The sequence below is a fragment of the Rhodococcus sp. JG-3 genome (assembly GCF_000482405.1).
In the GTDB taxonomy this organism is placed as follows: domain Bacteria; phylum Actinomycetota; class Actinomycetes; order Mycobacteriales; family Mycobacteriaceae; genus Rhodococcoides; species Rhodococcoides fascians.
The window spans coordinates 1,691,129-1,705,334 of sequence record NZ_KI519398.1; the positions used below are offsets into that span (position 1 = coordinate 1,691,129).

The following is a 14,206-nucleotide window of genomic DNA, read 5'->3' on the forward strand; positions in this document are numbered from 1 at the left end:
TTGTCGCGGTACCCCGGACCAGGCGCCCTCACACACCGAGCCGACGTCAGCACACGGGTTCGGGTTCACCCTTCGAGATCTGGAAGCGTCTGTGCAGTGCGTCCAGTTGGCGGTGCAATTCGTACAGCGCCTGCTTCTGAGCGCGGGCCTCGTCGGTGTGCCACTTCGCGCTGCGGGGGTCGCCCACCCGGAAGGCCTTGTGGGCGTAGTTCTCGGAGACCTCGATTCGGCTCGATGTCGACGCAATTTCGGCCGCGAGCATGTGGGCGAACACACGGGCCTGAGCCACATCCGAACTGTCCGGCACGGCAATCCTCTCTGAACGTGGCGTGATACTCGCGATCACCATAACGGACCTGAAAAAGACCGCTGGATCGGTTTTCGCGCACAAACCATGCGACAGAAGCAAGACGTCACTGTGTCTACCGAAACGGGTAGTAGTCTGCTGTTCGTGCCCGCGACCCCGGACGGATCCGCCGCCCTGCGCGGGTCTGCCGTCGGCGCTCTGACGGCAACGATCACCGCCACCGCGCACGCGGTCGGCGGCGGTATGTTTCCCTCCGACGCCGCGATCGTCCTGTTGGCTCTGGTGTGCGCGGGACTCGGTTACGCTGCCGCCGCCGTGCCGATCGTCATCGCGCCTCGCCTGCAGCTGATGGCGACGCTGGCCGCTGCGCAGACGATCGGACACGTGCTGCTGACGATCGTCGACGGCGATCACCACGGTTCGGTGCTGACACAGCAGATGCTTGCGGCCCACGCGATCGCGATCGTCGTCGGCGCGGTGATCGTGCACGGGGCCGAGCGTGGGATCTCGCACGCAGCCACCGTTGTTCGTCGAATACTCCCGATACTGGCAATTCTCGTCGTCGACGACTCGCAGAGTGCCGCCCCGCTTCCGCTGTATCGCACACCCGGCGTCCACCGGCTCCTCGATCTCTCGGGCTCCGGGAACCGCGGACCGCCTGCCGCGTCGTACTGACCGCAGCCTCCCACCACGACCGCTCCTGCACCGCGGGGGCGAGCAGAGCTGCGGCAATTTCTTCACGCGCACAGCACGATTCGCTCGACATCGAGTCGACCCGTGCCCACGGCGCGCGCCCACCCCTGCCTTCACGAAACGAGCTCTCATGTCCACACCGGAAAAGGAACGCGTCGCCGATCCTTCCCCGCCCACCCGTTCGGCCGGCCCTCGCAGCTGGCGTCCGCTGATTCTTCGTCTGCACTTCTACGCGGGCATTCTCATCGCACCGTTCATCCTGATCGCCACCGTGAGCGGCGGCCTCTACGCCGTCGCCCCGACCATCGAACAACTCGTCTACCGCGACTATCTGCACGTCGACTCCACCGGACCGGCTGTCCCGGTCGCCCAACAGATCCGAGCCGCTCAGGCCGAGAGGCCGGATCTGACCGTGTCGGCCGTGCGACCCGCCGCCGAAGTCGGCGACACCACCCGAGTGCTGTTCACCGACCCGACCCTCGGCGAATCGCGACGACTGGCCGTCTTCGTCGATCCCGCCACGGCGTCACCGGTGGGTGAACTTGCCGTCTACGGCTCCTCGAGCGCCTTGCCGGTCAGAACGTGGATCTCGGAATTGCACCGACACCTGCACCTCGGTGAACCGGGCCGGATCTACAGCGAACTGGCCGCATCCTGGTTGTGGGTGATCGCGCTCGGCGGCCTGTACCTGTGGATCGATCGCTACCGACGCAACCGAGACCGGGCGACACTGCTCACCTTCGATCGTGAATCGAAGGGCCGCAACCGATCCTTGAACTGGCATGGCGTAGCCGGTGTCTGGATCGCTGTAGGTCTGATCTTCCTCTCCGCCACCGGACTCACGTGGTCCACCTACGCGGGCGCGAACGTCACCGACCTCCGTGCGGCATTGAGCTGGACGACCCCTGCCGTCGCCACGACCATCGGTTCCTCCGACACGTCGACCGTGGGGGATCACTCGGGGGATCACTCGGGCCACGGTGGGCATTCGATGGACATGTCGGCCGATGCGTCGGCGACAGACAGCAATGTCGGCCGCATCGATTCGGTAATCGATACTGCCGCAGCGAACGGCATCGACGGAGCGGTGGAGGCGTCGATCCCGGCGTCGGACGACGTGGCGTTCGTCGTCGCCGAAACCCGTCAGCCCTGGGTGATGTCGAACAACTCGATCTCGATCGACGGCAGCACCGGCGCGGTGATCGACACCCAATACTTCGCCGATTGGCCGGTGGCAGCCAAGCTGGCGGCCTGGGGAATTCAGTTGCACATGGGGACCCTGTTCGGCGTGGCCAATCAGATTGCCCTGGTTGGGCTTTCGCTCGCCTTGGCATCGGTCATCGTGCGCGGCTACATGATGTGGTGGAAGCGTCGACCCACGAAGAGCGTTGGACTCACCGCAGGCCGGCCGCCTCTGCGTGGGGGACTGCGCCGCATCTCGCCGATCTCTGCGGTGCTCCTCGCCACGGCTGCCGTGGCCGTCGGCTGGTTCCTGCCCTTGTTGGGGCTCAGCCTGGTCGCCTTCCTGGCGGTCGACTTCATGGTCGGATACGTCAGGCGGCCCGCGCACTGACGCGAGGAGGACGACGCGCTCTCGCCGGTCGGTCCGATTGTTTCTGCCGCCCTCGGGATACTCGGAGACCATGCCCGAAGGTGACACCGTCCATGCGCTCGCCGCGCGATTGCGGCGAGCGCTGGACGGCGTCACGTTACGGGCAGGGCGACTGAACGTGCCCGCACACGCCGTCGAGAATCTCGCCGGGCGAACCGTCGTCGCGCACCGGACGCACGGCAAGCATCTGTTCACCGATTTCGACGACGACACCACGCTGCACACCCACCTCCGCATGACGGGATCGTGGACGGTGGTGCGAGCCGGCCGCTCGATACCGCGGCGGGTGCAGCCCGACGTCCGGGTGCGGCTGGCCGCGGTGGACGGGCCGACCGCGTACGGCATCCTGTTGCCGGTCGTCGACTACGGGTACAAGGCCTCGATGAATGCGCTGGTCGCGCATCTGGGACCGGACCCATTACACGCCGAGTTCGACACCGATCGTGCGGCATCGAACATCCTCGCGCAGGGGTCTCGGCCGATCGTCTCTACCCTCCTGGACCAGCGGGTCATCGCTGGACCCGGGAATCTATGGGCGAACGAGCTGTGTTTTCTGCGTGGACTGTGGCCCTGGGCTCCGTCGGCAGGCGTCGACGCGGAGAAATTGGTGATTCTGCTCGAGCGGGCGATGCGGCATTCGGCGAGCACCCCCGGGGCCATGCAGGTCACCACCGGCGACACCCGTCGCGGCCGGACTCACTGGGTTGCCGGTCGGGCCGGTAAACCGTGTCTGCGTTGCGCGACCGTCATTCGTGTCGAGGCCGACGTGCCGAACGACCCCGATCGACGTCGAACATGGTGGTGTCCGCACTGCCAGCCGGAGCCTGGGCGTTGACCGCGGGCGGGGTCAGAACGTCGAGTTCGTCGGGTGGTCGGCGTCGACGAGATCGCGAGCGACGGTGTGCAGCGGCAGATTCTGCTGCTGCGAGAGTTTCGCCAGTAGGTCGAACGCCTGTACCGCGTCGAGGTCGTACCGTTCCATGATCATGCCTTTTGCCTGGCCGATGATGTCTCGACTCGCCAGACCGGTCCGGAATTGCTCGTTGTCGCGGGCACTGAGCATCGCGATGGCAGCATGCGCAGCCAACGCCTCGCCGATCGCTACCGCGTCGGCGTCGAACGCGCCCGTGACGTCGCTGTACAACACCAGCGCCCCGAGGTCATCGGCGTTGCTGTAGAGCTGAAAGGCCGAGAGCGACTTGAAACCGGCCTCGACGGCCATCGCAGCGAACTGCGGCCATCGCGGTTCGGTTGCCAGATCGTAGGACACGACGACGTCGAGGTGCCGGACCTCGGTGGGAATCGGACCTTCGTCGAGTTCGTACTGCAACCGACACAGCTTCTCGGCGATCAGGTCCGTCGATGCGACGACTGTGCGCTCACCCTTGTTCACCGTGGTGATGCATCCGGTGGTTGCGCCCGGAATGAGCCGAATCGCCATTCGGAGAATCTCACTCAACGTCTGCGGCATCGACCGATGAGTGTCGCGCAGCGATCGAGCGAACTGCGCGAGCGACAGGGCTTCGGACGTTCGAGACGTGTCTTGCTCGGCCGGTGAATCAGTCATTCACACGATCCTCTCGCGCGGTGGACCGTCGACGTCGTCGCGTCGGCGAGATCCTCGATCGTGCGCCTGTTTCTGGACGCCCTGTCCCGACCTCGAGGCCGGATCAATGGATTTTATACGGTTCGCGATGCGGTGGTCCGGTGAGTATCGCGGCGCATCATCGCGGGATGCACGAAGGGCCGCCGATCATTCGATCGACGACCCTTCCGGGGCTGCTGGTTACTTGAAGGTGTCCTTGATGTTCTCGCCGACCTTCTTGACGCCGGCCGAACCCTGATCCTTCTTGCCCTCGGCCTCGAGGTCCTTGTTGTTGGTTGCGTCGCCGACAACTTCCTTCGCCTTGCCGATGGCGTCCTCTGCTGCGTTCTTGGCCTTGTCGATGAAGCTCATGGCGAGTTCCTTTCTCGGTTCGGGTTGTTCTCGAAAGGTTGGTCGGAGCTCGACCGACGAAGCGCACGTCCAGACCGTGAGAGCTGGGTCACACCTAAAGCCGGAGCGTCGACGTTTCCGCAGGCTCGTCGCTGGCTACATTCGACCGATGATGGTCGCGAAGGTGGACAACTTCCAGCGCAGGCACCCCTCGGCAGGTTTCCCGCTGGCGGTGCTCTACAAATTCATGGACGACCGGGGCGGCTACCTCGCGGCACTGATCGCCTACTACTCGTTTCTGTCGCTGTTTCCCCTTCTGCTGCTGTTCACCACGCTGCTGGGAATCGTGCTGGCCGGAGACCCGGAGCTGCAGACCCGCATCATCGACTCGGCGATGAGTCAGATCCCGGTCATCGGTGACCAGCTCGGTCAACCGGATCGCCTCAGTGGCGGAACCACGGCCATCGTCATCGGCGTCGTCGGGTCGCTGTACGGCGGACTCGGAGTGTCGCTGGCCGTGCAGTACGCGATGAACACCGCGTGGTCGGTGCCGCGCAACGAGCAACCGGACCCCATCAAGGGTCGGCTGCGCGGATTGTTGCTGCTCAGCACTGTCGGCACGGCGATCATCGGACTGACGGTGCTGAACGGCGTCGCGTCCTCGGGCGTGTTCGGATTCGCCGGTGGTGCGCTCGCACTCGTCGGAGCGGTGGTGGTCAACGCCGCCGTCTTCACCGCGGCCTTCCGAATCGGCACCGCGCGGGACCTGAGCGTGCGCGACGTACTCCCCGGCGCAGCGATCGCGGCGGTCGTCTGGCAGGCGCTGCAGTCGTTCGGCGGCATCTACATCCGCTACGTCGTGGGCAACGCGAGTGCAAGCAACGGCATCTTCGCCATCGTCCTCGGTCTGCTCGGTTTCCTGTACGTCGCGTCGGTACTGATCGTGCTGTGCATCGAGATCAACGCCGTGCGCGTAGACCACCTGCATCCCCGGGCTCTGCTGACGCCGTTCACCGACAACGTCGAACTCACCGAGGGTGACAAGAACTCCTACACCGGTCAAGCAGAAGCGCAGCGTAACAAGGGATTCCAGGACATCACCGTCACGTACGACGAGCCGAATTCGGTGGTGGACGAGGACTCGTCGAGCACGCGAGGCGACTGATCAGCTCCGCAAACGCGCGCGCGTTTGCGAGAACGGGAGCGGCGGGAACTGGGGCGGGGACTGATCGGCTCCGCAAACGCGCGCGCATTCGTTGGGTGCGCGCGGAATAGCGGGGCGATCGGGCACTATTCCGCGCGCGGATGGCAAACGCGCGCGCGTTTGCGAGGACTAGGTGTTCTTCCCGGGGACGTTGTGGACGGTCAGTCGCTCGATGGGTGACTTGCCGCCGATGCCGGTATGGGGTCGGTGGTGATTGTAGTGATGGATCCAGTCTTGGTAGGTCGCCGCTCTGGCTTCGTCGGAGAGGTAGGTGTTCGCGTAGGCCCATTCCTGGTTGAGGGTTCGGTTGAATCGTTCGACTTTGCCGTTGGTCTGCGGCCGATACGGCCTGGTTCGCTTGTGCTTGATTCCAGGGCCTAGGGTCTGCGCGAACAGTGTTGAGCGGTAACAGAATCCATTGTCGGTCAGCACACGCGCGATCGTGATGTCATGGGCTGCGAAGTAGGCTTTGGCGCGCTCGAAGAACCCCGATGCAGTTTCTTTGCGTTCGTCACCGAGGATCTCCGAATACGCGAGCCGGCTGTGATCGTCGACGGCGTGATGGACGTAGGAGTAACCGCGGCCCTGTTTCTTGTTGTGCCGCTTTCCGATCGCGCGGCCGAGCTTGCGATGTCCGCCGCCGTCGGGGATTCGGCCGAGCTTTTTGATGTCGATGTGGATCAGATCCCCGGGAGCGGGATGCTCGTAGCGATGCGGCTGCGGGCGTCGTACAGCAAGTCCGGTGTTCTGGTCGAGGTGACGAAGCAGCGGCATCTTGTAGCGGCGTAGGACCGCTGAGACGGTGCTGTGCGGCATGTGCAGGTGGTAGCCGATGCGGTGTGGTCCCCACCGGCGGAGGAAGCGCAGGTTGATGATTCGGCGTTCGGTGCGGGTCGGTGTCCGGTTCGGGTTGTGGTGGGGTCTGCTCGAGCGGTCGGCCATTGCCGGTGGGCCGCCGGTGCGGTATCGATCGGCCCATTTCTTGGCTGTGGTCGGTGAAACCTGGAATCGTTCGGCCGCTCGGCGGATCGACCATCCGTCGTCGACGATCGATGTCGCGAGTTTCAATCGCCCCTTCGGGGTGAGCAAGGCATTAGCGTGCGACACGAGGACCTCTCGGTTGTCGGTGCAGTTGTGGTAACCACACCGATACCGGAGGTCCTCACCTATCTGTCGCTGCCACGCCGTCCACAACGTCCCTGCTCATTACAACTAGGGGCGGCGGGAACTGGGGCGGAGACCGATCGGCGTGGGCAAACGCGCGCGCATTCGTTGGATGCGCGCGGAATAGCGGGGCGATCGGGCACTATTCCGCGCGCGGATGGCAGACGCGCGCGCGTTTGCGGGAACTGGGGCTGAGCGGCGTGATGGCGAGCTGACGCCGGCCGGTCGGAAAAGTTTTCGGAATTATTTCGCGAAAGCGCATGCGCAAGCGCTTGTATTGGTCGTACGCTCCTGCAATCGAGCGACGCGACCTGCGTAGCGAGGACAAGGGAGTCCAGATGTTCAATCACCGTCGGAAGACCACGCTGACGATCGGAACCGCGTTGATGGCCGGTTCCCTCGTGCTCGGACTGACCGCATGCAGCGGTTCGGATTCGGACAGCGTCAAGGTCGGACTCATCACCAAGACGGATTCCAATCCGTACTTCGTGAAGCTTCGTGAGGCAGCTCAGGCCAAGGCGGACTCCAGTGGAGCCGAATTGGTCGCTCTCGCAGGTGCATTCGACGGTGACAACGAGGGTCAGGTCGCGGCGATCGAGAACTTGGTCGGCCAGGGTGTCAAAGGCATTCTGATCACCCCGAACTCCTCCACCGGAGTCCTCGACGCGATCAAGAAGGCACGCGACGCAGGCGTCGTCGTCATCGCCCTCGACACGGCCACCGATCCCGAGGACGCGGTGGACGCGACGTTCGCCACCGACAACAAGGCGGCAGGCGTCAGCCAGGGCGAGTGGGTCAAGGGCACGTTGGGAACCACTGCACCCCAGGTCATCATGCTCGACGGCACCGCGGGCGGCACTGTCGACACGTTCCGTCACGACGGCTTCCTCGAAGGAATGGGCTTGACCGACAGCTCTCCCGAGATCGTCGGCCAGGAGAACACCAACGGCGACCAGACCAAGGCGCAGACGGCCATGGAGAACCTGCTGCAGCGCGCTCCGGGTGTCAATGCGCTCTACACGATCAACGAGCCCGCCGCGGCGGGTGCCTACCAGGCGATTCAGTCCGCAGGCCGCGCCGATCAGATCACCATCGGCTCGATCGACGGTAGCTGCACCGGTATCGCGAACGTCAAGTCCGGCATCATCGGTGCGACGGTGCTGCAGTTCCCGGCGAAGATGGCCGAGCAGGGCGTCGACGCTGTGGTCAAGTTCGCCCAGGACGGCACCAAGCCCAGTGGCTTCAACGACACCGGTTCTCAGCTGGTCACCGACAAGCCTGTTGCCGGAATCGAATCCCAGGACACCGCATGGGGCGAAGCGAATTGCTGGGGCTGATCGCAGAAATCCGTCGAGGACCAGGAACTGATTCGTGAGCACCGATACTGCCGCGCCTCCCAAGGCTCCGAGCCGGTTCAACGTGGGAACCATCCTGCGTGAACCGCTGCTCGGGCCCATGGCCGCGCTCGTCATCGCCATCATTGTGTTCAGCTCGATTTCGAGCTCGTTTCTCAACCCGCAGAACGTTTCTCTGATTCTGCAGCAGTCCGTGGTGGTCGGCATTCTGGCCGTCGGCCAGACGCTCATCATCCTCACCTCCGGTATCGATCTGTCGATCGGCGCGGTGGCCGTGATGGGCACCATCGTCATGGCGCAGACCGCTGGTGCCAACGGCCCGGTGGTGGCGCTCGGCTCGACACTGGCCGTCTGCGTGGCGTTCGGCGCGATCAACGGCGGATTGGTGACGATGCTGCGACTGCCGCCGTTCATCGTCACCCTCGGTACCTTCACCGCGATCCAGGCAGCCACGAGACTGTTGGCCGGATCCGAGACGTACCAGGTGCCGAGCGGACCGCTGACTCTGCTGGGCACCTCGTTCAAGATCGGTAGCTTCTCCACTACCTACGGCGTGGTGGTGATGCTGCTCGTGTACGCCGTGATGTGGTACGCATTGTCCCAAACATCCTGGGGCAGGCACATATACGCGGTGGGTGGTAGCCCGCAGGCCTCGGACCGCTCCGGCATCAAGTCCGGTCGCGTGCTGTTCTCGGTCTACATCGTCACCGGTGTCATCGCCGCGATCGCGGCATGGGCAGCGCTCGGACGAATCCCCAATGCCGACCCGAACGCCTATCAGAACGCCAACCTCGAAACGATCACCGCGGTCGTCATCGGTGGAACCAGCCTGTTCGGTGGCCGGGGCACCGTCATCGGGACTCTCATCGGAACTCTGATCGTCGGGGTGCTGCGCAACGGGCTCACCCAGGCCGGCGTCGACAGCCTGTACCAGAACGTCGCGACCGGCATTCTCGTCATCGTCGCGGTGGCCGTCGATCAATTCGCACGCAGGAGGTCACAGTGACTGCCCCCCTCGCTCTGGAAGCACGTGGTCTGGTCAAGACCTACGGCAGCGTGACGGCCATCAACGGCGCGGATTTCGAGCTGCGGGCCGGTGAGGTACTGGCAGTGATCGGTGACAACGGTGCCGGAAAGTCCAGTCTCATCAAGGCTTTGGCCGGTGCAGTCATACCGGACTCGGGTGAGATTCTGATGAACGGCTCGCCGGTGTCGTTCAAGAACACCCGCGATGCCCGGGCGGCCGGGATCGAGACGGTCTATCAGGACCTGGCCGTCATTCCTGCGCTCGACATCGCCTCGAATGTCTACCTCGGACGCGAGATCAAGCGCAAAGGCATCAGCGGCAGCATCTTTCGGCGATTGGACATGCCGAGAATGCGCGACGAGTCGTCGAAGCATCTGCAGGACCTCAAGATCGGGATCAAGTCGGTCAACCAGGCCGTCGAGACGTTGTCCGGTGGGCAGCGTCAGGGCGTCGCAGTGGCGCGAGCAGCGGCATTCGGCCGCGGGGTGATCATCATGGACGAGCCGACCGCAGCTCTGGGCGTGCGGGAATCGGGCATGGTGATCGACCTGATCCGAACGATTCGCGACCGTGGGATACCCGTGGTACTCATCAGCCACGACATGCCGCACGTGTTCGAGGTCGCCGACCGTATCCACATCCACCGCCTCGGCAAACGCGCAGGCGTCGTGGATCCGAAGAAGCGCACCATGTCCGAGGTCGTCGCGCTCATGACCGGCGCGGAGGAGCCGACCGATGAGGAACGCGCCGGCCTCTGATGCGTCTCGTCCGGTCGGCGTTTTCGTCGGACTGGCGACACTCGATGTGATTCATCGAGTGTCGTCGCCGCCGGCGTCGAACCAGAAGATCACCTCGAACGCGCAGTTCGTTGCGGCCGGCGGTCCTGCCGCCAACGCGGCCGTCACGTTCGCCGCACTGGGTGGTACGGCCGTTCTCGTCACTGCGCTCGGGGACGATCCGGTGGCTGCCTTGATCAAGGCAGAACTTGCGGAATGCGATGTGCGCGTGATCGACTCGATCGCGGGCACCGTGAGAGCAGTACCCGTCTCGGCCGTGACGGTGATCGAGTCGACGGGAGACCGGTCGGTCGTCTCGGCCGACGCCGTGCACTCCGACGCCGCGCCGCCGAACGATCTCGATGCCGTGCTCGCCGGTGCCGACGTCGTACTCGTCGACGGCCACCACCCCCTGATCGCCCGCGCCGCCGTGGAACATGCGGCGGCGCGGGATACCACGTCGGTCGTCGACGCCGGACGCTGGAAACCCGTGATGAGCGAGCTGATTCCGTTCGTCACGGACATGGTGTGCTCAGCGGACTTTCGCACGCCCGGAGCGTCGGACACAGCTGCCACCGCGGCGACGTTGGTGCGCTCGGGCGTACGCACGGTCGTCACCACCCACGGCGGAGAGCCCGTCGAATTCTGGTCCGAGGGCAACTCCGGCTCCGTGGCCGTCGAGGCGGTCACCGTGGTCGATACACTGGGAGCCGGCGACGTCTTCCACGGCGCGTACGCGTACTACTCGACGCAGTTCGGCTCCGTGCAGGAACGTATCCGACGGTCGGCTCGCGTTGCGGCGCTGCGCTGTTCGGTCATCGGCCCCAGAGCGTGGCTACGCGAACTTCCCACCCACGTACTCGAAAGCGACAACAGTGAGCAATGACCGACAGGTGCAGGAAGCATCCCTCGACGAACTCGTGGAGCTGGCCGGGCGGCTCGCCGTGCCGGGAGAGCGGCACATACTCGGCCTGACCGGTGCACCGGGTGCCGGAAAGTCCACCGTGGCACAGCAGTTGGTGGATGCACTGGGCCCCGAGCTTTCGGTGCTGGTTCCGATGGACGGATTCCACCTGGCCAACGAGGTGTTGATCGAACTGGGCAGGCTCGATCGCAAGGGCGCACACGATACTTTCGACGACGGCGGCTATGCGCGTCTCGTCGCCGCGATTCACGATCAACGCCCCGGCGATCCGCTGGTGTACGCACCGAAGTTCAGGCGAGAGATCGAGGAATCGATCGGGTCCGCCGTACCGGTCCCGTCGGACGTTCCGTTGGTGATCACCGAGGGCAACTACCTGCTGATGCAATCCGACGCATGGCCTGCTGCACGGGCGATGATCGACGAGGTGTGGTTCCTGGCTCCGCACACGGCCGTTCGGCACGAGCGTCTCGTCGCACGGCACGAGGCGTACGGGAAATCGCCCGAGGAAGCGCAGTTCTGGGCATTGGGTTCGGACGAACGCAACGCCGAGCTCATCGGTTCGACCGCGCAGCGCGCCGATCGAATCCTGCGATTGACATGAGACCGCCGGCGTCCGATACCCACGGAGACGACTGACATGCCCACCATGGACGACGTCGCTCGGATCGCCGGAGTGTCGGTGTCGACGGTCTCGCACGTGCTCAACGGAACTCGTAAGGTCAACCCGGCGACCCGGCAACGCGTCGACGCTGCCATCGTCGAGATCGGATACCGGCGCAACGTCGTGGCGCGTTCTCTCGCGGCCGGTAGAACCCACACGGTGGGGCTGTCGATCGCGGCGCTGACAAATCCGTATTTCGGCAGCCTCGTCTATGCCGTCGAGCAGCGGTTGTCGGAGGCCGGCTATGTGCTGATTCTCGGTGACTCGCACGACGAGCCGACGTCGGAGCGGCGCGTCACCGATTCTCTGCTGGACCGTCAGGTCGACGGCATGATCCTTGCGCCTGCGGCCGGCTCGGAGGAGTCGACGATTCCCGAGATCATGCGCAGCGGAACACCTCTCGTGCTGATCGACCGTATGCTGGATATCCCGTGCGATCAGGTGGGCCCGGAGAACGAGCAATCCGCGTACGAGCTGACGGCCCATCTGCTCGACGCCGGCCACGACCGAATTGCGATCGTCCGCGGCATCGAGGGAATCTCGTCCACCACCGAGCGTTTCGCAGGTTATGCCAGGGCGCTCGCCGACCGGGGAATCGATGTCGACCCTCGGTTGATTCTCGAGGGAAGGTCCAACGTCGAGGTGGCCGAGACGGAGGTACGTCGACTGCTGACGGGCGCGGACCGGCCTTCGGCTCTGGTGTCGATGAACAACTCGATGACCATCGGTTCCCTCAAAGCAGTTCGCGGCCTTGGCTTGTCGATTCCCGACGACCTGGCGTTCGTGTGCTACGACGATTTCGAGTGGTCCGATCTGTTCGAGCCGCGCCTGACTGCCGCCGCGCAGGACGTGCAGACCATCGGCAGAACCGCCGCCGACCTGTTGATCGGTCGAATCGAAGGCCGTGACGACGCGCCGCGGTCCATTTCGGTACCGACGACGTTCACCCACCGCAATTCGTGCGGCTGCGCTGCAGCAACACGCTGAAGACCAGCCGCACCCGAAAGAGAGAACAGCCCATGCCGATTGCCAGTCCGGAACAGTACGTCGCCATGTTGGACCGCGCGAAGGAGGGCGGGTTCGCGTACCCGTCGATCAACGTCACCAGCTCACAGACGCTCAACGCGGCGCTGCAGGGATTCGCCGAAGCCGAGAGCGACGGCATCATCCAGGTGTCGGTCGGCACCGCGCTGTACCTGTCCGGCAATGCCGTGCAGAACCGCTTCGCCGGCTCCAAGGCGCTCGCGCAGTACGCCCACGAAGTGGCGCAGCACTATTCGATCTCGGTGGCCCTGCACACCGATCACTGCCCCGCCGAGAACCTCGACGATTGGGTGCGCCCACTGCTGGCCGACGCGATCGAACGACGCTCGCGCGGCCTGGCACCGCTGTACCAATCACACATGTGGGACGGCTCCGCCGTGCCGCTCGACGAAAACCTGCGTATCGCACGGGAACTGCTCGATCTGTCGGTCCAGGCCGACACCATTCTCGAGATCGAGGTGGGAGTGATCGGAGGTGAAGAAGACGGGGTGTCTCACGAGATCAACGAGCAGCTGTACTCCACCGTCGACGACGCCCGCGCCACGATCGCCGCGCTCGGTGCTGGCGAGCGTGGTCGATACATGACGGCGCTGACCTTCGGTAACGTCCACGGTGTCTACAACCCGGACTCGGTACATCTACGTCCCGAGATTCTCGACGAGATCCAGTCGGTCGTCGGTGCCGAAACCGGAAAGGACAAGCCGTTCGACCTCGTCTTCCACGGTGGATCGGGCTCGAGTGCCGCCGACATCGCGTCGGCAGTGGCGAGCGGGGTGATCAAGATGAACATCGACACCGACACCCAGTACGCGTTCACCAGGTCCATCGCCGGCCACATGATCGGCAAGTACGACCAGGTTCTCAAGATCGACGGCGAGTACGGCAACAAGAAGGCCTACGACCCCCGATCGTGGGGCAAGCCGGCCGAGTCGGCCATGGCAGCCCGCGTGGTCGAGGCAACCCAGATGCTCGGCTCGGTCGGACGCACGATGCGGTGAAGTTTCTCGGTCGAGTATGTAGATATCGGGCGACCGGCTCCGTCCCAGGGGCGAATGCAGAAAGAATGACTGCATCCGACGCTAGGAGACATCATGGCCAAGTACCTCATGCTCAAGCATTACCGCGGGGCCCCCGAGCCTGCCGGCTGGATTCCGATGGACCGGTGGACCCCGGCCGAAGTGCACGACCATATCCAGTTCATGCAAGACTTCGCCGCTGAGCTCGAGAAGACGGGCGAGTTCGTCGACGCGCAGGCCCTGGCCCCCGAGGGAACGTGGGTGCGGTCGGACGGGGCCGGAAAGCCCCCGGTCACCGACGGTCCGTTCGCGGAGACCAAGGACTTGATCGCAGGTTGGATGGTCATCGACGTCGAGTCCTACGACCGCGCACTCGAACTCGCGGGGCAGCTCTCGGCAGCACCCGGTGCCGGTGGTGAGCCGATCGGCGAATGGCTCGAGCTGCGTCCGTTCATGGAGGCCCCCGCCACGATCGAAGAGTGACGG

Annotated in this window: 16 protein-coding genes; 12 read left to right on the forward strand and 4 right to left on the reverse strand. The window is 64.7% G+C overall.

Annotated elements, in window-relative coordinates; translation table 11 throughout:
• Positions 1-46 precede the first annotated feature (46 nt).
• Complete coding sequence (locus K414_RS0109445; protein WP_152530396.1) at positions 47-307, reverse strand: hypothetical protein; 261 nt, start codon at positions 305-307, stop codon at positions 47-49.
• Between the two features lie 144 nt (positions 308-451).
• On the opposite strand from K414_RS0109445, the gene K414_RS0109450 reads away from it, so the two are divergent.
• From K414_RS0109450 to K414_RS0109460, 3 genes are all read left to right on the forward strand, one after another.
• Complete coding sequence (locus tag K414_RS0109450; RefSeq protein ID WP_152530397.1) at positions 452-982, forward strand: hypothetical protein; 531 nt, start codon at positions 452-454, stop codon at positions 980-982.
• Positions 983-1,130: 148 nt separating this feature from the next.
• Positions 1,131-2,573, forward strand: coding sequence for a PepSY domain-containing protein (locus K414_RS0109455; RefSeq protein WP_027495721.1), 1,443 nt, complete (start codon positions 1,131-1,133; stop codon positions 2,571-2,573).
• A 70-nt stretch (positions 2,574-2,643) separates the two neighbouring features.
• Complete coding sequence (locus K414_RS0109460; RefSeq protein WP_027495722.1) at positions 2,644-3,447, forward strand: DNA-formamidopyrimidine glycosylase family protein; 804 nt, start codon at positions 2,644-2,646, stop codon at positions 3,445-3,447.
• Between the two features lie 12 nt (positions 3,448-3,459).
• Here K414_RS0109460 and K414_RS0109465 read toward each other — a convergent pair whose 3' ends face one another.
• Together K414_RS0109465 and K414_RS0109470 are read right to left on the reverse strand one after the other, a co-directional pair.
• Positions 3,460-4,179 (reverse strand): GAF and ANTAR domain-containing protein, encoded by a 720-nt coding sequence (locus K414_RS0109465; protein ID WP_027495723.1) that lies wholly within the window; start codon positions 4,177-4,179, stop codon positions 3,460-3,462.
• A gap of 219 nt (positions 4,180-4,398) precedes the next feature.
• Complete coding sequence (locus tag K414_RS0109470) at positions 4,399-4,569, reverse strand: CsbD family protein (protein WP_027495724.1); 171 nt, start codon at positions 4,567-4,569, stop codon at positions 4,399-4,401.
• A gap of 151 nt (positions 4,570-4,720) precedes the next feature.
• On the opposite strand from K414_RS0109470, the gene K414_RS0109475 reads away from it, so the two are divergent.
• Positions 4,721-5,713, forward strand: a complete 993-nt coding sequence (locus K414_RS0109475; RefSeq protein ID WP_027495725.1) for a YhjD/YihY/BrkB family envelope integrity protein — start codon at positions 4,721-4,723, stop codon at positions 5,711-5,713.
• Between the two features lie 168 nt (positions 5,714-5,881).
• On the opposite strand, the gene K414_RS0109480 is transcribed toward K414_RS0109475, so the two are convergent.
• Positions 5,882-6,859: an IS481 family transposase gene (locus K414_RS0109480; protein WP_027495726.1), complete on the reverse strand. Its 978-nt coding sequence runs from the start codon at positions 6,857-6,859 to the stop codon at positions 5,882-5,884.
• Between the two features lie 443 nt (positions 6,860-7,302).
• Here K414_RS0109480 and K414_RS0109485 point away from each other — a divergent pair, with 443 nt between their 5' ends.
• The 8 genes from K414_RS0109485 to K414_RS0109520 all read left to right on the forward strand — a co-directional run bounded on the left by K414_RS0109485 (position 7,303) and on the right by K414_RS0109520 (position 14,203).
• Positions 7,303-8,253: a substrate-binding domain-containing protein gene (locus K414_RS0109485; RefSeq protein ID WP_228139392.1), complete on the forward strand. Its 951-nt coding sequence runs from the start codon at positions 7,303-7,305 to the stop codon at positions 8,251-8,253.
• Positions 8,254-8,287: 34 nt separating this feature from the next.
• Positions 8,288-9,277, forward strand: coding sequence for an ABC transporter permease (locus tag K414_RS0109490; RefSeq protein ID WP_027495728.1), 990 nt, complete (start codon positions 8,288-8,290; stop codon positions 9,275-9,277).
• On the forward strand, positions 9,274-10,056 hold the full coding sequence (locus K414_RS0109495; RefSeq protein WP_027495729.1) for an ATP-binding cassette domain-containing protein: 783 nt from the start codon (positions 9,274-9,276) through the stop codon (positions 10,054-10,056). The genes K414_RS0109490 and K414_RS0109495 overlap by 4 nt, the downstream gene beginning before the upstream one ends.
• Complete coding sequence (locus K414_RS0109500; RefSeq protein ID WP_027495730.1) at positions 10,034-10,960, forward strand: PfkB family carbohydrate kinase; 927 nt, start codon at positions 10,034-10,036, stop codon at positions 10,958-10,960. Before K414_RS0109495 ends, K414_RS0109500 begins: the two co-directional genes overlap by 23 nt.
• The gene (locus K414_RS0109505) at positions 10,950-11,600 is read left to right on the forward strand and encodes a nucleoside/nucleotide kinase family protein (protein ID WP_027495731.1); all 651 of its coding nucleotides are present in this window, start codon (positions 10,950-10,952) and stop codon (positions 11,598-11,600) included. The genes K414_RS0109500 and K414_RS0109505 overlap by 11 nt, the downstream gene beginning before the upstream one ends.
• 36 nt (positions 11,601-11,636) lie before the next feature.
• Complete coding sequence (locus tag K414_RS0109510; RefSeq protein ID WP_027495732.1) at positions 11,637-12,647, forward strand: LacI family DNA-binding transcriptional regulator; 1,011 nt, start codon at positions 11,637-11,639, stop codon at positions 12,645-12,647.
• A gap of 32 nt (positions 12,648-12,679) precedes the next feature.
• Positions 12,680-13,702, forward strand: a complete 1,023-nt coding sequence (gene fbaA, locus K414_RS0109515) for a class II fructose-bisphosphate aldolase (RefSeq protein ID WP_027495733.1) — start codon at positions 12,680-12,682, stop codon at positions 13,700-13,702.
• A 93-nt stretch (positions 13,703-13,795) separates the two neighbouring features.
• The gene (locus tag K414_RS0109520) at positions 13,796-14,203 is read left to right on the forward strand and encodes a YciI family protein (protein ID WP_027495734.1); all 408 of its coding nucleotides are present in this window, start codon (positions 13,796-13,798) and stop codon (positions 14,201-14,203) included.
• Positions 14,204-14,206 lie beyond the last annotated feature (3 nt).